This is a genomic window from Ruegeria sp. CI1, assembly GCF_056536925.1.
In genome coordinates this window covers 276,139-294,402 of the sequence record NZ_JBQFQP010000001.1, presented here as the reverse complement: position 1 = coordinate 294,402, position 18,264 = coordinate 276,139, and the positions used below count along the sequence as shown (strand labels likewise).

The window sequence follows — 18,264 nt, the reverse complement described above, 5'->3', positions numbered from 1 at the left end:
GAATTCGGTAACATGTCAGTGGAGGCAAACAGAAAAGGCCTGCCTGACGGCAGGCCTTGTGAATCTTGGGTATTCCCTTGACTTCAAAGCATTTCGGCTTCGCCCAGCACTTTGCGTGCCACACGGAAACATTCCAAGGCCTGTGGGACACCACAGTATATGCCTACGACATGGATGATTGCCCGAATCTCGTCCCTGGTGACGCCGTTGTTGATCGCGCCTTTGCAGTGGATTTCCCATTCGTGCATCTTGCCCAAGGCTCCGATCATGGACAGGTTCATCATTGACCGGGTCTTGGCGTCGATGACATCGTCACCCCAGCCAAAGCCCCAGCACCACGCGGTCATCGCTTCCTGAAAGGGGCGGGTGAAGTCATCTGCGGCGGCGAGGTTCTTTTCCACATACTCCGCGCCCAGCGTCGCTTTGCGTTGTTCCAACCCCTTCAGGAACAGGTCTTCGTCAAACATGTCATTCATTCGTCGTCTCCGTATTGTGCAACATGGTCTCGGCAAACCGGCCCGTGCGGGTGCGGTGTTCGGCACCATGTTCCTCGGCTTCACTCCCGGCGTCCAGAGTGTCGATGCGCAGGCCGGCGTGGCGATAGACCGGCACGTCGGCCTTGCTCATTCCGCGCAGACGGGCGGCAATCGCGTGTTTTTTACTGACTTGATGGGGTTGAAAGTTGTCGAAGTCGCGTGGTGTAAGGCGTTGATATTTAACAAGATCACCATCCGTAATCGCAGCATCGAACAGGTCTTGTCCACGCTCGGTCCTGCAGATCACACCGTTGAAACCGGCATCCTCTCCGGTTGGAGACCCTCCGGGCCAGATATCGGCAGCAGCCAAGTCGGCTGCTTCGCCAATGGCGTCTGGGCACAGTTTGCAGCGGGTCTGAATGCCCCATCCGGCTTCGTCCGCCCACATATCCAGATAGGTTTTCTCGAACGCGCGTCCGTCCTTGGTTTCGATCCGGGTCGGCCCCGGATTGCCATAGCCGCGATAGCGGAACAGGGTCAGGTCGTCTTCGGTCAATCCGTATTCGTTCAGTAGGGTTTGGCTTTTTCTCAGATCCGAGGCGCCGCCGCAGACCATGACCAGCATCGCGACCAGCATTTTGTCAATTCTCGGGTCGGTTTTCACACGCTCCCGGATAGCACCCGCGTCACAAGGTTTTGCAATGATTGCAAATGGTTGCTGCCTGTCCAGTGCGATATTCAAGCCGGCCAGAGTGTCGCTGGGACCATAGCGGGAACCGGCGCGTGCGACGACGGCTTCGGGCGTCTCGCTGATCACCCATTTGCTGCGCATCGGGGCGTCTGGGTCGGCGGCGCAATGCAGGATGAACCGGGCGCGTCCTGTTCGCAAAAGCCATGAACCAAGGGCGGTTAGTACACCCCCCGTGGCGGCGCGAAACCTTGTGTCAGGATTACCGGCCCATGCGCGGGTCATAGAGGTATAACCGCCCCAGATCGCGTCCTGATATGGCGCGTCAGAACCGTCTGCGCTGCAGGTTGCGCCGGGGCAGGCGGCGAGAATTTCATGATCTTTTTCAATATCTTCCGCCATCTGTACAGGCCGCAATCTGCCTTCTGGTGTCATCGTCATGACCCACCGTTCCGGTGCGATGGACTGGCACAGGCCGCAGCCGATGCAGAGGCCGGTTTCGACTACTTCGCGGATGGATTTTGGGTGTCGCATCAGGCGGTTAGCCGGTGATTGTACAAGTGGTCATAGTGCGGCTTCATCCGGCGATGCACCTGTTTGACCCGGTCGGGGGCGTCGTTGATGGAGATATGCTTGCGGGGTTGCGGTGTCAGGCCGGTGGACTTGGCCAGATTGCCGTGGAACGAGCCGCCGTCCCACCAGCTGTGAGCCGAGGGATCGCCGCCCGCCTTCCATGTCAGGGCTTTTTCGATGAATGGTATCCCCATGGAATTACATAATTTTTCTGTAATCGCATGTGGGTTTTCCAGCAGGTCGTCGCTGTCGATCACCGGGGGCGGGGCGCCGTTCAGGGCGGTCAGAAGATCGAACAGGGCGCGCTGTTCGGGAAAACCGACCTCGCCCTCGGCAAAGTCCGGCCATTGCTTGTACATCGAGGTGATCGTCTTGGCCGGGTCACGGATCAGGAAGGCGTGAGTGAAGTGCGAGAGAAACTCGGCGTCCCACATGTGATTGATATAGTGAGGAAAATCCTTGATGAAAACCGGACCTTTGCGGGCGCGGCCCTGAACGTCTTCCCAGACGCTTTCGAGGGTCAGGCCCCGTGTCGTCTTGTCGCCGGGCTGGAAGCGGTGCCACAAAGGTTCGTCGCCCTGATACCATGCTTCGCCAAACGGTTCGTGCAGGCAATCCAGATCGCCGCGTTGGCGCATCATCCATTCAAAGGCGGTCGAGGTTGAGCGGGGGACGGCCCAGAGGGCAATTATTTTGTGCATTTTGTACCGGTTCCAAAGGCTATGGTGAGCGAAATGTACAAGTCGTTCTGGCGGTCAAAGCCGCCTGAGCAACCGCCCGCGCGGCGTCTCGGGCGCGATTCCGAGCGACTTGAAGATGCGCCAGTAAAGCGCGATGTCGTGGCCGATCACCGGTTTGCCGAGCGCCGATTCCAGCTTGTCCGCCAGATGCAGCGGGCGTTGCGGCAAACCGCCAGGGCCCGTTCGGAAATTGCACATTCCGTTAATCAGGATCGCGTCTGCCTGCGGGGCCTTGTCGGCGACATATTCGAAACTTTTGAGGGCCAGATCACCGTCGAACACCCAGCGGTATGAATTGACCTCTTCCTGACTGGCGAACCAGCCCTGATCGTGAAAATTGCCGGCCCAGTGGACATCGAACCCGGCCTCGCGCAGGAACCCGACGGTACCCTGCCACCATTCCGGCCAGTGATAGGCGGCGTTCAGCGCCACCTTTTCCACGTTCATCTCGCGCAGCGCCTCGACCATGGCGTATCCGGCCATGTGAAAGCGGGTGCCGTATTTGTCGGAGAGGTCCTGACAATGCTGGCGCACGCCTTCGACGCCCAGACCGCAGGCATGCACCCAGTTTGAACCCACCTGGCCGCAGACATCGGCGCCGTTGCGGGACATGCAGTGGACGAAATCTTCCATCATGCCGAAGTTCCGTTTGCGTTGGTCCAGCCCGTGCACATAGTCGGGGACATGCAGCATCCAGCCATGCACGCCGACAGTTTCGGGGCACATGCGCAGGAAGTCCGAGGGTGCCGCGTCATAGTCGAAGGGCGGGCTGGTGAAGCCCACCTGATGTGGGAACAGTTTGTGTTCGGGCTGCCACTCGGCGGGCATCAGCATGGGGTCTACTCCTGGTCGGCGGGCTCGGCCTGAAAGCTCTGGTGCTTGGGGATGTTATCGGCCAGATGCAGCCATGGAACGGCGCTGGCCATGACGACATGGGCGTCGGGGGCGTAGCCGGAGGCGTCAGTCAACGTCGCCGCGTGGATGTGGATCTCTCCGGGCCATTTGTCGGACCGGAAATAGAGGCGGGTGCCGCATTTCGGGCAGAACCCACGATGGGTGCCGGGCGAGCTTTCATAGTGATTGATCGCACCGGTCCATTCGACGGTGTCCGGGGGCAGGCCGACGAATGCGGTGAACGGGGATGAGGTGGCTTTCTGGCAGTCGCCGCAATGGCAGGACAGGCGGCGGGTGATCTGGCCGGACGAGGACCAGTTGACCGCGCCGCACATGCATTTGCCACTGAAGTCAGCCATCCACGGCCTCGCGCATCCATTGTTGCAGGCGGGCGATGGAGTGTTCCGACATCACGCCGCAAGCCGGGTCAAGGACCAGCGGGCCGGGGCGGTATCCCTTGGATTTCAGGCCCCTATGCACTGATTCCACCAGTCGGATGTCTTCTTCGACCGTGGTTTGGCGATCCTGTATCGCCAGCCGCCGGATCACCTCGCTGTCGATGCCGCCTTCGGTGTACCAGCCGCGCCAGACGGTGCAGTGATCCACGTCTGTCGCGCGCCAGTGATAGGTGTTCAGCACGTTGCCGGGATAGCATTGAAACGAGAACATCGGCCACAGGAACCACGACCGGTAGTCGCCCGCATGCGGCACGCTGAGGTCGATGGGATAGGTCATCGCCTCGAGGCTTTGGCATTCGGTGGTGTGGCGCAGGACATAGCCGGTTTCGGTCGGCTGGATGTCATAGGTTTCGGGTTTGATCACACCGGTGGCGAAGGTCGGGTGGTTGGTGGGGCAATGGTAGCATTCGGAATAGTTTTCGACCGAGACCTTCCAGTTGCAGTTTTCGGGGATTTCCACCCATTCCAGCGGGGCAAGCGCATCCACCTGGGGGACGAATTCGCGCAGTTCCTCGCGCACGCCGGGATACCAGTCGTCCATCGGTGCGGCGTCGTTGTCGAGATTGACGAAGATGAAGCCGTTGAAATCCTCGGTGCGTACCGATGTCAGGCAGATCTTTTCCCTGTCGAACCCCGGCACCGCCTTGGTGTTGGGGCCTGCGCGCAGCTCGCCGGTCAGCTCGTAAGTCCAGGCGTGATAGGGGCAGACGACGACGCGGGTGGTGCCGGTGCCGGTCACCATCTCGTGCGCGCGGTGCTGGCAGACATTGTAGAAAGTGCGGATTTCCCCGTCGCGTCCACGGATGCAGAACAGGCTTTGCCGGGCGATTTCAAAGGTGAAATAGTCGCCCGGATTGGGAATGTCGCTGACATGCCCGGCATATTGCCAGGTGCGTGCCAGCAGGCCGTTCATTTCCTGCTCGAATATGGCCGGGTCGGTGTAATAATGCGCCGCCAGCGAGTGGGTCAGGGGGGCGTTCATTCGGGCTCCTCCGCGTAGATGCCGAGTTGATGTCTGCGTTTGTGAAAGCGTTCGACGCGTTCGACGATTTCGTCGCTGGAGACCGCGATCACGAAGGACAGAAGCGTTTCCAGCAGCGCGATGGTCGAGACGGACGAGGGGAAGAATTGCGGCGTGTCGGCGGCCACGACAAAGCCGTGATGGGCGTTCAGGACAACGGGGCTGGCCGGGCTGTCGGAAATGCCCACGACGGTCATGCCCTGTTCGCGGGCCAGCTTCACCGCCTCGATCACCTCGGTGCGGTAGGGTTTGCAGGTCATCGCGATCAGCACGTCCTGTTCGTCCGCCCAGGCCAGATCGTCGACCGGGGTCGAGCCGGGCCGGGGAATGGCGTGAAACTGTTTCATGCCGGTCGAGGCGAGGTAGGTGAAGTTGCGGGCATTGGCGTTGTTGACGCCGACGCCGAGGGTGAAGACCTGCCGGCAGTTCCAGATGGTTTCGGCGGCGGTGTGCAGGCGTTCGGCGCTGATGCCGGCAAAGGTTTCCTCGATATTGCGGATCGCCGCGCCGATCATGTCGGCGTAAAGGCCGCCCAACTCGCCCGACTTGCCGATGTCCTGCAGCCAGCGGGCGCGGTCGGGGAATGTCGCGGTGCCCCGGCGAATCGCCTCGCGGAACGGGGCGCGGAAATCTTCGTAGCCGTCAAAGCCCACCTGGCGGGCCATGCGCACGAATGTGTTGGGTTTGACATTGGCGGCTTCGGCGATCTCGCGCACCGTCGAAACCCCAACGTCTGAGGGGTTTTCCAGGACGTAACGCGCCGCTTTCTGCGCCTCGGGTGTCAGGGTGTCCCACTCTTCGGTGAGGCGGTCCAGGACAGAAGATGATACATTTGTGTCATTCATGATTGACGATGGTACATTTGTGGAATTAGCCTGTCGAGCAGAAACGCGACTCGTGAAGTGGAAAAATCATGTCTCAGCAAACCCTGCCTGCCCATGCGCGCGTGGTGATCGTCGGCGGCGGTGTCATGGGGGTCGGTCTGGCCTATCATTTGGCGCATGAAGGATGGACCGATGTTGTCCTGCTGGAAAAGGCCGAGCTGACCAGCGGCAGTACCTGGCATGCGGCGGGGCAGATCACCCATTCGACCAGTTCCTTTGGTCTGGGAAAATGCGTCGACTACAATATCGGGCTTTACTCCGGAAAGCTGGAGGCCGAGACGGGTCAGGCGGTGACATGGCATGGCTGCGGCTCGTTCCGGCTGGCCTACACGCAGGACGAGATGGACTGGCTGCGCCACACCCTGTCGGTGGGCCGTTCGCTGGGCTTCAACATCGAACTGGTGGGGCCGGAGCGGGTGGCCGAACTGCACCCGTTCTACAATCTTGACGGGGTTCTGGGTGCGCTGCACACGCCCGATGACGGTCATGTGGACCCGACAAATGTCACCATGGCGATGGCGGCGGGGGCGCGGCAGTTGGGTGCCCGGATCGTCCGCCATTGCCGCGCCACCAACATCACGCAGGACCGGAACGGCGAGTGGGTGGTCGAGACCGAGAAGGGGACCATCCGCTGCGAGCATGTGGTCAATGCCGGTGGCACCTATGCCCGGCAGATGGGTGAATGGTCGGGGCTGCAACTGCCGATGACCTCGATGACGCACCATTATTTCGTGACCGAGCCGGTGCCGGAATTCGAGAACCTCGACCACGAACTGCCGGTGATCCGCGATGACAGGAAGGTCTCGGGCTATATCCGGATGGAGCAGAAACGCGGGCTGATCGGGATCTACGAAAAGGAGAACTCGAACTCGGTCTGGCATGACCATTGCCCGTGGGACTATGAAAACTGGCTGTTCGATGCCGATTACGACCGGGTGATGCCGTGGCTTGAGGAAAGCCTGAACCGGATGCCGATCTTTGCCAATCTGGGCATTCAGCGCGAGGTGCATGGCGCGATTTCCCACCCACCCGATGGCAACCCACTGATCGGGCCTGCGCCGGGCGTCAGGAACTACTGGTGCTGCTGCGGCACTCAGATTGGCATCGGCTGGGGTCCGGGGCTGAGCCGCGAACTGGCGCGGTGGATGGTGCATGGCGCGGCCGATATCTCGATGCGCGACTATGACCCGCGCCGTTTTGGGTCCTACGCCACCAAGGAGTGGCAGGTGACCAAGGCGCATGAGGATTACAAGCTGCGCCACGAGATCCCGTTCCCGCATTTCAACCGGTTGGCAGGGCGTCCGATCAAACCCTCGCCCCTGTACCAGCGGCTGAAGGAAAAAGGCGCGGTTTACGAGGAGGTCTATGGTCACGAGCGTCCACGCTGGTTCGCGCGCGACGGGGTGGAACAGCGCGATCATTACTCGTTCTGCCGAACCGTGGTGCACGACATGGTTGCCGCTGAATGCAAAGCGGTGCGCGAGGCGGTGGGGATCATGGATATTTCGGCCTTTACCAAGGTCGAGGTGACGGGGCCCGACGCCGAGGCACTGCTGGACCGGCTGGTTGCCAACCGCCTGCCACAGAAGACGGGCGGCATCGCCCTGACCCATATGCTGAACCGCCGGGGCCGGATCGAGCTGGAAACCACGGTCGTCAAGTTGGGCGAGGGGCGGTACTATCTGGTTTGCGCGGCGTTCTTCGAGCAGCGCCTGCTGGATCATCTGAACCATCAGCGCGCGAAGGAAGACGTCGATATCATCCTGCGCTCGAACGATTGGGCCGCGCTGACGCTCAACGGGCCGCGCGCCCGTCAGGTACTGGCCGCCTGCACCGATGCCGACCTGTCCAATGCGGGCTTCAAATGGCTGACCGCGCAGGAAATCACTGTTGCCGGGCACCGGCTCTGGGCTTTCCGCATGTCCTATGCCGGGGAGCTGGGTTGGGAGTTGCACATCCCCCGTGACAGCGCACTGGCGGTTTACGATGCGCTTTGGGCGGCAGGCGGGCCGCATGACATTGCCGATTACGGGTCTTTCGCGATGAACGCGCTGAGGATGGAAAAGGCGTTCAAGGGTGCGGGCGAGTTGACCAACGAGGTAACGCTGGCCGAGGCCGACGTGTTGCGGTTTGCGCGTGCCGACAAGAACTATCTGGGCAGGGACAGGACCCTGAACACCGACCTGCCCTGGGTCTGCGCCTATCTCGAGATCGAGCCGAACGGCATTGAGGACGGTCATGGCGGCGAGGCGGTGCTGCTGGACGGCAAGGTTGTTGGCTCGACCGCTTCGGTTGCCTTCGGCCATACGGTCGGCAAGATCCTGGCCTTTGCCTATGTCAAGCCGCACGCCAACGTGCCGGGCACGGACGTACAGGTCGTGATTGCCGGCAAGCCCCGTCAGGGTCGCATCCTGGGCGAACCCGCCTATGACCCGCAAAGCCTGCGCCCCCGCGCCGATGCCGTGATGGAGCATGCGGGATGACCCCGTCGTTTCATCTTTTTGCAGATACTCCGGGGGGTGACCGGGAACGGGACGGGGGCCAGCGCCCCCCTCTGCCCGCCACAAGAGCGCTGCGATGACCATCCCGGCAACGATGAAAGCCATGGTGCTTACCGGGCACGGAGGCCTTGACAGATACGAATGGCACGAGGACTGGCCCACGCCGGAGCCGGGGCCGATGGAGGTGCTGATCAGGGTCGGGGCCTGCGGGCTGAACAATACCGACGTCAACACCCGCACCGGCTGGTACTCCAAGGCGGTGGACGAGGCCACCACGGGCGGCGCCTATGCCGAGGTGGACGATGACGACAGCACCTGGGGCGGCGCGCCGCTGGCCTTTCCACGCATCCAGGGCGCGGACGCGGTCGGCACCGTAGTGGCCACCGGCGCAGGGGCCGATCCCGGCCTGATCGGCAGGCGAGTCATGGTCGCTGGCTGGCTGCGCGACTGGGACGACCCGATGAACCGCGACAAGGCGGGTTATTTCGGCTCGGAATGCGATGGCGGGTTCGCGGAATACACCAAGGCGGATATGCGTGGCGTTGCCCCGATCGCGTCGGATCTGAGCGATGCGGAACTGGCGACCTTCATCTGTTCCTATGTCACCGCCGAGGGCATGATCGACCGGGCAGGGGTGGGGGCGGGCGATACCGTGCTGATCCCCGGCGCGTCCGGAGGGGTTGGCGGCGCGCTGATCCAGCTGTCGAAACTGCGTGGCGCGCGGGTGATCGCCATGGCCTCGGAGGCCAAGCACGGCGAGGTGGCCCTGCTGGGGCCGGACCGCATCCTGCCCCGCAGCCCCGACAACCTGAAGGCCGCCCTGGCGGGGGAAAAGGTGACTGTGGTCGCAGATGTGGTCGGTGGCCCGATCTGGCCCAGGCTGATCGACGTGCTGGCGCGCGGCGGGCGTTATACCTGTTCCGGCGCGATTGCCGGGCCGCTGGTCGAACTGGACTTGCGGACATTCTATCTGCGTGACCTGACCTTTACCGGATCGACCGTGAACCGGCCCGAGAACTTCACCGACGTGGTGAGATATATCGAGCAGGGCAGGATCAGGCCCGTGCTGGCCGCCACCTATGCGTTGCGCGATCTGCGCGCGGCGCAACAGGCCTTTATCGACAAGACCCATACCGGCAACATCGTGGTGATCCCATGACATCGCTTGACGACGTGCTCGAAGCCGCCCGCCTGCTGTATCAGAACCATCCCGCCCTTGCCGCCTATGCGCCCTGGCCTGATGACCTGATCCCCAGCGGATTGCAGCCGCGCCATATTCCGGCGGTGCCTCTGGTGTCGGAATTTCCCCGGTCCGGCGCGCCACAGACGCAGGCGCTGGTCGATGCGGTGAAAGGTGCCGCGCATCTGGCGCATTGGAAGCGGGTCTATACCGAGGCGGAGGTCGGTGCCGACTTTCGCAACCGGTACGGTTTTTACGAACTGTTCGGTCCGACCGGGCATTTCCACAGCCAGAGCCTGTGCGGCTACATCGCGTTCTGGGGCGAGGGGCTGCACTATGACTGGCACAGCCACGAGGCAGAGGAACTGTACCTGGTTCTGGGCGGCGAGGCGCTGTTCAAGGTCGAAGGTGACGAGGCGGTGACCGGGCCGGGGCAGACACGGTTTCACCAAAGCTGGCAAAGCCATGCGATGATCACGACCGACCATCCGATCCTGACCTTTGTGCTATGGCGCGGCGAGGGCATGGCCGGGCCGCTGAGGATGGACGTGGCATGAAGATCACCCGCATCCGCGTCTATCAGACCGGCCTGCCCTTTGTGGGCGGGGCCTATGTCTGGGGTGCGGGCAATGCGATCGAAACCGCCGTGGCCTCGGTCGTGGTGATCGACACCGATGCCGGCCTGCAGGGCTGCGGCGAATTCACCCCCTGCGGCGAGAATTACATGGTCGCCCATTCTCAGGGCGTTCCCGCGCTGGCCCGTCTGGTGGCGGCGAACCTGCTGGGGCAAAACCCGTGCAACGTGGCGGGGATCGAGCGGCGGATGGATCATCTGGTGCAGGGGCATGGCTATGCCAAGGCGCCCTTTGACGCGGCGTGCTGGGACATCCTGGCGCAATCGCTGAATGCGCCGCTGCATGCGGTCTGGGGGGGCAGGCTGACCGACGGTGCGCCGATGTACCGCGTCGCGCCGCAAAAGGGCACCCGGGACACCATTGCCGAGATGGAACGCTACCGCGCGCAGGGATACCGCCAGTTCCAGATCAAGGTGGGCGGCGACTGGGCCGCCGACATCGACCGCATCCGCGCGACCGTGCCGCTGCTGGAACCGGGTGAAAAGGCCATGGCCGATGCCAATCAGGGCTGGCGGGTGGATGACGCGCTGCGTGTGGCGCGGGCGACGCGCGATCTGGACTACATCTTCGAGCAGCCCTGCCGAACCTATGAGGAATGTCTGCAGGTCCGGGCCCGGATCGACCTGCCGATGAAGCTGGATGAATGCGTGACCGGCATGGCCGTCGCACAGCGCATCGTGGCCGACCGCGCCGCCGAGCTGGTCTGCCTGAAGATCTCGAACCTGGGTGGTCTCAGCAAGGCGCGCCGCGTGCGCGACTATCTGGTTGAAAACCGAATTCCCGTTGTGGCCGAGGATACCTGGGGTGGCGAGATCGCCAGCGCCGCGCTTGCGCATTTCGCCGCCACCACACCGCCCGAGTATCTGCACAACACCACCGACCTGATGAACTACAACACCCGCTCGACCGGCATCGGCGGCCCAGAGGCGCGCGACGGCAAACTCTACGCGACAGACGAGCCGGGGCTGGGAGTCGTGCCCGATTTCGACGCGCTTGGTGCGCCCATCGCCGATTTCCATGCGCCATGATGCTTCATCTTTTCAGAAATACTCCGGGGGTGAATGGCCCGGAACGGACCAGAAGGGGCAGCGCCCCGATGTCCCGCCAACCAGAGAGACCGGCATGAAGATTACCCGCATCACCGTCTATCACGTCAATCTGCCGCTCGAGCATCCCTATTGGCTCTCCGGCGGGCGGCTGAAATTCGAGGTGCTGGACGCCACCCTGGTCAAACTCGAAACCGACGAGGGCCTCACCGGCTGGGGCGAAGGAACGCCTTGGGGGCACACCTATGTGCCGGCGCACGGGCCTGGCATCCGGGCAGGGATCGAGACGATGGCGCCATTCCTTCTCGGGCTTGATCCGCGCCGCGTGCTCGAGGTCGAGCGGGCGATGGATCTGGCCCTGCCCGGGCATCTGTATGCAAAATCGCCGATCGACATGGCCTGCTGGGACATTGCCGGGCAGGCGGCGGGGTTGCCGATTGCCGATCTGATGGGCGGCGGGTCGCGGACGCCCGCACCGATTGCCTCGTCGGTGGGCGCCAAGACCGTCGAGGAAACCCGCGAGGTCATGGACCGTTACCGGCAGCGCGGCTACCATGTGCATTCGGTCAAGGTGGGCGGCGACGCCGAACGCGATATCGAACGCATCCGCGACGTCGAGGCGCACCGCCCGCGCGGCGAGCGCATCCTCTATGACGTCAACCGCGCCTGGAGCCGGCAACAGGCGCTGCGTGTGATGAAGGCAACCGAGGATCTGGGCGTGATGTTCGAACAGCCCGGCGAGACGCTGGACGATATCGCCGCCATCCGCAGCAAACATGCGGCCCCGGTCAGCGTGGATGAATGCCTTGTCACCCTGCAGGACGCCGCCCGTGTCGCGCGTGATGGTCTGGCCGAGGTGTTCGGCATCAAGCTCAACCGTGTCGGCGGGCTGACCAAAGCCGCCCGCATCCGGGATATCGCGCTGGCCCATGGCATCGACATGTTCGTGATGGCGACGGGGGGGTCGGTTCTGGCCGATACCGAGGCGCTGCACCTGGCCGCCACCATCCCCGACCACAACCTGCTGGGCATCTGGGCCTGCCAGGACATGCTGACGCTGGACATTGCAGGCGGGCGCGGCCCGCGCAATATCGACGGACACCTGCACCTGCCCGAGATCCCGGGTCTGGGCGTTCACCCCGACGAAAAGACGCTTGGCCGTCCCCTCGCCGTTTTTGAGGAAAAACCATGATCCGCGGCTTCATCTGGCCCCAAATATCCTGGGGGGTGAATTGGCCGCAGGCCAAGAGGGGGGCAAAGCCCCCCTTTCCCCCGGCGGCGCGCATCGCGCGGCGCAAAACCTGCAAGGTTCTGTCATGAAGCTTACACGCATATCCCTGTGGCATGTGCCGCTCACCAGTCATCAGGCTTATTACATGGCCGATGGCAAGACCTGCGACACCGTCGAAACCGTGGTGCTGGCGCTGGATACCGATACCGGCCTGACCGGCTGGGGCGAGGTCTGCCCGATCCCGCATTACCTGCCGGCTTACGCGCGCGGCGTGGCGCCCGTGGTTCAGGAAATGGCGGAGGTGTTGCTGGGGGCCGACCCGGTGGGGCCCGAGGCGCTGATGGCGCGGCTCGACAAACACCTGCAAGGCCACGCCTATGCCAAATCGGCGCTGGACATTGCGCTGTGGGATCTGACCGGGCAGGCGGCGGGGCTGCCGCTTTTTGCTCTGCTGGGCGGGCGGTGGGCGGATACCATGCCGCTTTATCATTCGATCACCTGCGTCGCGCCCGAGGAGATGGCGAGGATCGCGCAAGAGGCGCAATCGCAGGGGATGGCCCAGTTTCAGGTCAAGCTGGGCGCCGACAAGGACTGGCAGACCGATGTGGCGCGGCTGCGGCTGGTGCGCGAGGCGGTGGGCGGCGGCCCGCTGGTCTATGGTGACTGGAATTGCGGTGCGACCTCGCTGGACGCGTCGCGCGTGGGCCGGGCGGTGGCGGATCTGGACGTGATGCTGGAACAGCCCTGCGCCACCATCGAGGATTGCGCGCGGGTGCGCGCGGCGACGGGCCTGCCGATGAAGCTCGACGAAAGTGCTCATGACACCGCAAGCCTGCTGGCGGGACATGCGCAGGGCTGCATGGATGCGGTGGCAATCAAGCTGAGCAAATTCGGCGGTCTGTCGGCATCGCGTCGCGCGCGCGATCTATGCCTGCATCTGGGCGCAAAGATGTGTATTGAGGACACTTGGGGCTCGGACATCACCACGGCCGCCTTGTTGCATCTTGGGGCGGCAACCGATCCGGGCCGGTTGATGAATGTCTGCGACCTGTCGGGCTATGTCGCGCCGAGGCTTGCCCCCGAAGGGCCGGTGCGAATGGCCGGGCGCATTGCCCCGCCCGCGGGCATCGGCCTGGGGGTGGCGCCGGACCGGGTGGCGCTAGGTGAACCGGATATGATTTTGGACTAAGGAGGCCACCATGCTTACGAAACTCAGCCAGGCCGACTGGATCGAACGCGCAAAGGCCGTATTGCCGGGCGGGGGGTTTGGCAATTTCGACCCTTCGAAATTCATTCGCGAGGGCAAGGGCAGTCGCGTCTGGGACGAGGATGGCACCGAATATGTCGATTTCCTGATCGGGTCCGGCCCGATGTTGTTGGGGCATGGGCACGAGGAGGTCATGGAGGCCGTTCTGGAACAATTGCCCAAGGGCATGACGTTTTTTGCCAACAACGCCAAGGGGGTGGAGCTGGCCGAGGAAATCTGTTCCGCCGTTGCCTGCGCCGATCAGGTGCGGTACGTGTCCTCGGGTGGCGAGGCGGACATGTATGCGATCCGGCTGGCGCGCGCCTTTACGGGTCGCGACCGGATCGTGAAGTTCGAAGGCGGCTATCACGGCATGAGCGCCGAGGCGCAGATGAGCCTGGCGCCGACGCGGCTGGTGAATTTTCCGCAGGCGGTGCCGGACAGCGCCGGTATCCCCGAAAGCGTGCGCGCCGAGATGCTGATCGCGCCGTTCAATGACCCGGACTATATCCGCTCGCTTTTGGCCGAGCATGGGGAACAAGTGGCGGCGATCATCGTCGAGCCGTTGCAGCGCATCATCCCGCCCGCGCCGGGGTTCCTGCAATTGCTGCGCACGGAGGCCGACAAATATGGCATCGTGCTGATCTTCGACGAGGTCGTCACGGGGTTCCGCTTTGCCTATGGCGGCGCGCAGGAGCTTTATGGTGTGACGCCGGATATCGCCACGCTGGGCAAGATCATCGGCGGCGGCTTCCCGTTGGCCGCGATTGCAGGGCGGGCCGATATCATGGCGCATTTCGACAAGGCCACAGTAGGGGCCGAGAAATGGCTGATGCAGCTGGGCACGCTGTCGGGCAACCCGGTTGCGGCGGCGGCGGGTCTCAAGACGATGGAGGTGCTGCGCCGCGAGGGGCAGTATGACAGGTTGCGCGCGAACGGGCGGCGGCTGATGGAGATGGCGGCGGCCGCGCTGGAGGCCCACGGCATCGCGCACCGGATCGTGGGTGACCCGACCCTGTTCGAGATCGTGTTCACGGGCGGAGAGGTTCGCGACTATCGCGACGTTATGGCGGCGAATGCGGGCAGAGCGACGGTATTCAACGCGGTTCTGATGCAGAACGGCATGTTCAAGTCGGCCGGAAAGACCTATCCGTCGCTGGCCCTGACCGAAGCGGATTTCGAGCTGTGCGAAGTGGCCTATGCCAAGGCTGCCGAGGCGATTGCCAAAGCGTGAAGGCGATCAGATCACGTCGGCCAGAACGAGGCGGATGATATCCTCGCGCCGGATGCCGCGCGCTTCCAGCTCGGCATCGGACATGGCGTAATAGGCGTCGATCTGGCGGACCTTGGAATTCGCCTCGCCGATGCGCATCAGGGCATTCCAGATGCCGACAAAGATGTCGCCCAGAATCGAGGCCAGTGCGGGCAGGCTGGTGGCGTTGGCCGAGGAATGCGCCATGGCGGGTCGTCCTTTCGAAAGAATTCCGGTTTGGTGACCTAAGCCAGTTTGCCTGGATTCGATAGGGACGGAATGGAATGGCAGATTTGCGTTTGGTGCAAATCTGTGTTTTCGATGCCTGTTTTCGCTCCGCCCCGGCCGGCAGGGACTCGTTGACAAAAACGTGATCTGAAGATACATATTAAAATTGCAATGTATTGAAGTTGCGGGTTTTTGTCGCGTGAAACCGGCGTGGCGAAAGCAGGGGGGAAATAAAATGATCAAGCTGTCGCATGTTGTTGCGACGCTGGGGATGTGCGCGGGTATGGCCGTGGCAGAACCAAGCGTGGAACGTGGCGAATATCTGGTTCAGGGGCCGATGGGCTGTGGCAACTGTCACACGCCATTCGGAGAGCAGGGGCTGGATTTCAGCCGCGATCTGGCCGGGCGTGTTGTCGAAGAGACCGAGCATTTCACGGCGATCTCGGCCAATATCACACCGGCCGGGCGGGTTGCGGACTGGAGCGACGAGGAGTTGGGTCGCGCCATTCGCGAGTGTCTGCGCCCTGACGGGTCGCTGATCGGGCCGCCGATGCCCTGTGCCGTCTATCGCGGGATCGGCGATGACGATCTGGCGTCCATCGTGAAGTACCTGCGCACGGTAAACCCGGTCGATCACGACGCGGGCAAGTCCATCTACAATATCCCGCTGCCACCTGCTTATGGACCGCCGGTCGAAAGCGTGACCGCGCCAAACCGTGCGGCGACGGCAGAGTATGGGGAATACCTGGCATGGGCGGTTGCCCATTGCGTCGAGTGCCACTCGCCGATCGGCCCGGAAGGCCCGGTCATGGATGCCGGACATCTTGGGATCGGGACCTATGAGTTCATCGGACCATGGGGCAGCGTCACGGCACCCAACATCACCAGCCATGCCGACGGGCTGGCGGGCTATTCGGATGACGAGATCAAGACGATGGTCACACAGGGCGTCCGACCGGACGGCAGCGCCATGGTGCCGCCCATGCCCTATCCTTATTTTGCCCGGATGAACGATACGGATCTGGATGCGCTGGTGGCCTATTTGCGGGTCATGCCGCCCTTGCCGGACCCATGAGAACGCCCGGTTTCAGGCCTTGAAGGCGTCGTCGACCGGAACCTGCAACCCGGTCACGATGCCGTTGGTCTGCATCGCCATGCCGATGACGGTAAGCAACTCGCCATACTGTGCGGGGGTCATGCCCTTGGCCTTTGCCGCCGCCGTGTGGGAATGGACGCAATATTCGCAGCCATTGGCGGTCGAGACCGCGACATAGATCATTTCCTTGACCAGCGGGTCCAGCGACCCCGGCCCCATGACCTGTTTCAACCGGTCCCAGGTGGCTTGCAGCAGTGCCGGGTCATGCGCCAGCGCGCGCCAGAAGTTGTTGACGTAATCGGTGTTGCGGGTCTTGCGGATATCATCGAAAACGGCCAGCGCCTCGGCGCTGGCCTCTTCGTCCGACAACAGGCGAACGGTTGCCATGGGTTACACGAGCGCCAGAATACGCGCCGGGCCGCCAGAGCCGCCGCGATGGGTGGGCGCGCCCACGATCAGGGTGGCGCCACTGGCGGGCACTTTCGCGAGGTTGGCCATGTTCTCGATGCCATAGCGGTTGGTCGGCAGCCATGCGTAATGGGTGGCGAAATCGGCCGATGGCCCATGATCCAGCGACAGCGTGTCGACGCCCATCGCCACTGCGCCGGTTTCCTCGATCAGCATTTGCGCGGCTTCGACGTGGAAACCGGGGAAGTGCATCTTGCCTTCGTCATCGGCGTTGCGGAATTCCGGGCCGCCGGTTTTGCCTTCCCAACCGGAATGCATCGCCACGCAGGCGCCATCCGGGATCGGACCGTTGGTGCTGATCCAGGCTTTGATGTCGTCCGGTGTCACCTGCGCATCGGCGTCCTGCGCGGCCTTTTCGTGGATGTGCACCACGCAAAGCGGGCAGACCAGGTTCGACACGGGGATTTCGTCGATCGACTGGCCGTCCGCCGAGAAATGCAGCGGCGCGTCGATATGGGTGCCGGTGTGTTCGTTGACCGCAAGATTGAACAGGTTGAACCCGTGTTCCTTGAAGTTGAAGGCCTGCGTCGCTTCGATGCCGGGCGTGCCGAAATAGGTCGGGAAGTCGGCGTCGTATATATGCGTCATGTCGACGACGTCACTGTGGCTCATCGCGCGGACCGGGCTTGCGGTGGCGGTTCCCAGCGCCGCGCCGGCTGTTGCCACGGCACCGGCCTTGAAGAAGGATCGCCGCGACAGCATCCGGTCCTTGACGGCGTTCATCACACAAATATCGCACATTTCATTGCTCCCTGTTGAGTTTTCTGCTGCGACAAGCCGGAGTCACCTGCCCCGGCGTGAGCTTAGCACATTTTCCACAAAGTCAATGTTTTACAGAGGGGGGGTCAGGTGTCGGCGGCGCGAGCCTGCTGAAAAAAACGCGCGATGCTTTCCGCATAGCCTTGTTGATGCACAGGTTGGCTGAGCGAGGTCAGGGCCTTGTCGCATAAGGTCTGACCGATCAGGGGACGCATTTCCTCGGTCAGGGCGATGACAAAACCCTTGTCCATTTCCGGGTGCTGCTGGGTGGTATAGATGTGCGTGCCGATGAAGAAGCCCGAGCTTTCGCAGGCATCCGATGTGGTCATGTTGCAGGCGCCGGGCGGCAGTTGCGTGACCTGTTCCTGATGGCAGCCATATAGGTTGATGTCCTCGGGCAGCTCCTTTGCCCAGTCCGGGCGGGTGAGCAGGCGGTTCCGGGTCACGCCATAGACCCAGCCGGCGGGATTGAACCCTACCTTGCCGCCCAGAGCCACCGCGATGGCCTGATGCCCGAAACAGGCGCCAAAGAGGGGCTGGCGTCGGTCATGCATGTCACGGATCAGTGTGAGCAGCCTGCCGACCCAATCCTCGCTATCGCGCACCGAGGCGGGGCTGCCGGTGATCAATGCCCCGTCGAACCGGGTGATGTCGTCGGGAAAGATGCCGTCCTTGACCGAAAAGACCTCGACCGTCCAGTCCGGGCGGGCGAGATGGACCAGACGTGCGAACGTCTCGCCGTCTTTCGGATGCGCCTGCGCGAAATCGCTTTCATCCGTGTTGGTCATCAAGATTGCCAGATGCATGCCTGTTGGTCCCGAACCTGTCTGTTGCCCCTTCTATGCAGGCTGCATCCCAAGGGGGCCAGCGAAAAATCCGGGTCTTGGC

The 18,264-nt window shown here is 62.9% G+C and carries 19 protein-coding genes; 8 read left to right on the top strand and 11 right to left on the bottom strand.

Features of this window, described 5'->3' with window-relative positions:
• Window positions 1-83: 83 nt before the first annotated feature.
• Genes ACR0LZ_RS01390 through ACR0LZ_RS01360 form a run of 7 tightly spaced genes read right to left on the bottom strand, consistent with a single transcriptional unit; the run spans window position 84 to window position 5,695 of the window.
• Complete coding sequence (locus tag ACR0LZ_RS01390; protein ID WP_480747972.1) at window positions 84-476, bottom strand: carboxymuconolactone decarboxylase family protein; 393 nt, start codon at window positions 474-476, stop codon at window positions 84-86.
• Window positions 469-1,698, bottom strand: coding sequence for a Coenzyme F420 hydrogenase/dehydrogenase, beta subunit C-terminal domain (locus ACR0LZ_RS01385; protein ID WP_480747971.1), 1,230 nt, complete (start codon window positions 1,696-1,698; stop codon window positions 469-471). Before ACR0LZ_RS01385 ends, ACR0LZ_RS01390 begins: the two co-directional genes overlap by 8 nt.
• Complete coding sequence (locus ACR0LZ_RS01380; RefSeq protein ID WP_480747970.1) at window positions 1,698-2,438, bottom strand: sulfotransferase-like domain-containing protein; 741 nt, start codon at window positions 2,436-2,438, stop codon at window positions 1,698-1,700. The genes ACR0LZ_RS01385 and ACR0LZ_RS01380 overlap by 1 nt, the downstream gene beginning before the upstream one ends.
• Before the next feature lie 54 nt (window positions 2,439-2,492).
• Window positions 2,493-3,311 carry an aspartate racemase/maleate isomerase family protein gene (locus ACR0LZ_RS01375; RefSeq protein ID WP_480747969.1) on the bottom strand — a complete coding sequence of 273 codons (819 nt, stop codon included), beginning with the start codon at window positions 3,309-3,311 and terminating at the stop codon, window positions 2,493-2,495.
• A 5-nt stretch (window positions 3,312-3,316) separates the two neighbouring features.
• Window positions 3,317-3,730, bottom strand: a complete 414-nt coding sequence (locus ACR0LZ_RS01370) for a GFA family protein (protein ID WP_480747968.1) — start codon at window positions 3,728-3,730, stop codon at window positions 3,317-3,319.
• Window positions 3,723-4,811: an aromatic ring-hydroxylating oxygenase subunit alpha gene (locus ACR0LZ_RS01365; protein WP_480747967.1), complete on the bottom strand. Its 1,089-nt coding sequence runs from the start codon at window positions 4,809-4,811 to the stop codon at window positions 3,723-3,725. The genes ACR0LZ_RS01370 and ACR0LZ_RS01365 overlap by 8 nt, the downstream gene beginning before the upstream one ends.
• Window positions 4,808-5,695, bottom strand: coding sequence for a MurR/RpiR family transcriptional regulator (locus ACR0LZ_RS01360; RefSeq protein ID WP_480747966.1), 888 nt, complete (start codon window positions 5,693-5,695; stop codon window positions 4,808-4,810). The genes ACR0LZ_RS01365 and ACR0LZ_RS01360 overlap by 4 nt, the downstream gene beginning before the upstream one ends.
• A gap of 68 nt (window positions 5,696-5,763) precedes the next feature.
• Between ACR0LZ_RS01360 and ACR0LZ_RS01355 the strand changes: the two genes are divergently transcribed.
• From ACR0LZ_RS01355 to ACR0LZ_RS01325, 7 genes are all read left to right on the top strand, one after another.
• Window positions 5,764-8,217: an FAD-dependent oxidoreductase gene (locus ACR0LZ_RS01355; protein WP_480747965.1), complete on the top strand. Its 2,454-nt coding sequence runs from the start codon at window positions 5,764-5,766 to the stop codon at window positions 8,215-8,217.
• 94 nt (window positions 8,218-8,311) lie between these two features.
• Complete coding sequence (locus ACR0LZ_RS01350; RefSeq protein WP_480747964.1) at window positions 8,312-9,394, top strand: alcohol dehydrogenase family protein; 1,083 nt, start codon at window positions 8,312-8,314, stop codon at window positions 9,392-9,394.
• Complete coding sequence (locus ACR0LZ_RS01345) at window positions 9,391-9,972, top strand: dimethylsulfonioproprionate lyase family protein (RefSeq protein ID WP_480747963.1); 582 nt, start codon at window positions 9,391-9,393, stop codon at window positions 9,970-9,972. The genes ACR0LZ_RS01350 and ACR0LZ_RS01345 overlap by 4 nt, the downstream gene beginning before the upstream one ends.
• Window positions 9,969-11,078, top strand: coding sequence for a mandelate racemase/muconate lactonizing enzyme family protein (locus ACR0LZ_RS01340; RefSeq protein ID WP_480747962.1), 1,110 nt, complete (start codon window positions 9,969-9,971; stop codon window positions 11,076-11,078). The genes ACR0LZ_RS01345 and ACR0LZ_RS01340 overlap by 4 nt, the downstream gene beginning before the upstream one ends.
• Window positions 11,079-11,172: 94 nt before the next feature.
• Window positions 11,173-12,288, top strand: coding sequence for a mandelate racemase/muconate lactonizing enzyme family protein (locus ACR0LZ_RS01335; protein WP_480747961.1), 1,116 nt, complete (start codon window positions 11,173-11,175; stop codon window positions 12,286-12,288).
• Between the two features lie 124 nt (window positions 12,289-12,412).
• Window positions 12,413-13,516 carry a mandelate racemase/muconate lactonizing enzyme family protein gene (locus ACR0LZ_RS01330; protein ID WP_480747960.1) on the top strand — a complete coding sequence of 368 codons (1,104 nt, stop codon included), beginning with the start codon at window positions 12,413-12,415 and terminating at the stop codon, window positions 13,514-13,516.
• 10 nt (window positions 13,517-13,526) lie between these two features.
• Complete coding sequence (locus ACR0LZ_RS01325; RefSeq protein WP_480747959.1) at window positions 13,527-14,807, top strand: aspartate aminotransferase family protein; 1,281 nt, start codon at window positions 13,527-13,529, stop codon at window positions 14,805-14,807.
• 6 nt (window positions 14,808-14,813) lie between these two features.
• Here the strand turns inward: ACR0LZ_RS01325 and ACR0LZ_RS01320 are convergent, their stop codons facing one another.
• Window positions 14,814-15,032, bottom strand: a complete 219-nt coding sequence (locus ACR0LZ_RS01320) for a DUF1127 domain-containing protein (protein WP_480747958.1) — start codon at window positions 15,030-15,032, stop codon at window positions 14,814-14,816.
• A gap of 256 nt (window positions 15,033-15,288) precedes the next feature.
• Between ACR0LZ_RS01320 and ACR0LZ_RS01315 the strand changes: the two genes are divergently transcribed.
• On the top strand, window positions 15,289-16,128 hold the full coding sequence (locus ACR0LZ_RS01315; RefSeq protein WP_480747957.1) for a c-type cytochrome: 840 nt from the start codon (window positions 15,289-15,291) through the stop codon (window positions 16,126-16,128).
• Window positions 16,129-16,140: 12 nt separating this feature from the next.
• Here ACR0LZ_RS01315 and ACR0LZ_RS01310 read toward each other — a convergent pair whose 3' ends face one another.
• The 3 genes from ACR0LZ_RS01310 to ACR0LZ_RS01300 form a co-directional block, all read right to left on the bottom strand.
• Entirely contained in the window at window positions 16,141-16,536 is a 396-nt protein-coding gene (locus ACR0LZ_RS01310) for a carboxymuconolactone decarboxylase family protein (protein ID WP_480747956.1), read from the bottom strand.
• Window positions 16,537-16,539: 3 nt separating this feature from the next.
• Window positions 16,540-17,358, bottom strand: coding sequence for a cyclase family protein (locus ACR0LZ_RS01305; protein ID WP_480747955.1), 819 nt, complete (start codon window positions 17,356-17,358; stop codon window positions 16,540-16,542).
• A 104-nt stretch (window positions 17,359-17,462) separates the two neighbouring features.
• Entirely contained in the window at window positions 17,463-18,182 is a 720-nt protein-coding gene (locus ACR0LZ_RS01300) for a type 1 glutamine amidotransferase (protein ID WP_480747954.1), read from the bottom strand.
• Window positions 18,183-18,264: the final 82 nt, after the last annotated feature.

Coding starts and splice junctions, on each gene's coding strand:
- ACR0LZ_RS01390 (WP_480747972.1), bottom strand. CDS start 476: ATGAATGACATGTTTGACGAAGACCTGTTCCTGAAGGGGTTGGAACAA.
- ACR0LZ_RS01385 (WP_480747971.1), bottom strand. CDS start 1,698: ATGCGACACCCAAAATCCATCCGCGAAGTAGTCGAAACCGGCCTCTGC.
- ACR0LZ_RS01380 (WP_480747970.1), bottom strand. CDS start 2,438: ATGCACAAAATAATTGCCCTCTGGGCCGTCCCCCGCTCAACCTCGACC.
- ACR0LZ_RS01375 (WP_480747969.1), bottom strand. CDS start 3,311: ATGCTGATGCCCGCCGAGTGGCAGCCCGAACACAAACTGTTCCCACAT.
- ACR0LZ_RS01370 (WP_480747968.1), bottom strand. CDS start 3,730: ATGGCTGACTTCAGTGGCAAATGCATGTGCGGCGCGGTCAACTGGTCC.
- ACR0LZ_RS01365 (WP_480747967.1), bottom strand. CDS start 4,811: ATGAACGCCCCCCTGACCCACTCGCTGGCGGCGCATTATTACACCGAC.
- ACR0LZ_RS01360 (WP_480747966.1), bottom strand. CDS start 5,695: ATGAATGACACAAATGTATCATCTTCTGTCCTGGACCGCCTCACCGAA.
- ACR0LZ_RS01355 (WP_480747965.1), top strand. CDS start 5,764: ATGTCTCAGCAAACCCTGCCTGCCCATGCGCGCGTGGTGATCGTCGGC.
- ACR0LZ_RS01350 (WP_480747964.1), top strand. CDS start 8,312: ATGACCATCCCGGCAACGATGAAAGCCATGGTGCTTACCGGGCACGGA.
- ACR0LZ_RS01345 (WP_480747963.1), top strand. CDS start 9,391: ATGACATCGCTTGACGACGTGCTCGAAGCCGCCCGCCTGCTGTATCAG.
- ACR0LZ_RS01340 (WP_480747962.1), top strand. CDS start 9,969: ATGAAGATCACCCGCATCCGCGTCTATCAGACCGGCCTGCCCTTTGTG.
- ACR0LZ_RS01335 (WP_480747961.1), top strand. CDS start 11,173: ATGAAGATTACCCGCATCACCGTCTATCACGTCAATCTGCCGCTCGAG.
- ACR0LZ_RS01330 (WP_480747960.1), top strand. CDS start 12,413: ATGAAGCTTACACGCATATCCCTGTGGCATGTGCCGCTCACCAGTCAT.
- ACR0LZ_RS01325 (WP_480747959.1), top strand. CDS start 13,527: ATGCTTACGAAACTCAGCCAGGCCGACTGGATCGAACGCGCAAAGGCC.
- ACR0LZ_RS01320 (WP_480747958.1), bottom strand. CDS start 15,032: ATGGCGCATTCCTCGGCCAACGCCACCAGCCTGCCCGCACTGGCCTCG.
- ACR0LZ_RS01315 (WP_480747957.1), top strand. CDS start 15,289: ATGATCAAGCTGTCGCATGTTGTTGCGACGCTGGGGATGTGCGCGGGT.
- ACR0LZ_RS01310 (WP_480747956.1), bottom strand. CDS start 16,536: ATGGCAACCGTTCGCCTGTTGTCGGACGAAGAGGCCAGCGCCGAGGCG.
- ACR0LZ_RS01305 (WP_480747955.1), bottom strand. CDS start 17,358: ATGTGCGATATTTGTGTGATGAACGCCGTCAAGGACCGGATGCTGTCG.
- ACR0LZ_RS01300 (WP_480747954.1), bottom strand. CDS start 18,182: ATGCATCTGGCAATCTTGATGACCAACACGGATGAAAGCGATTTCGCG.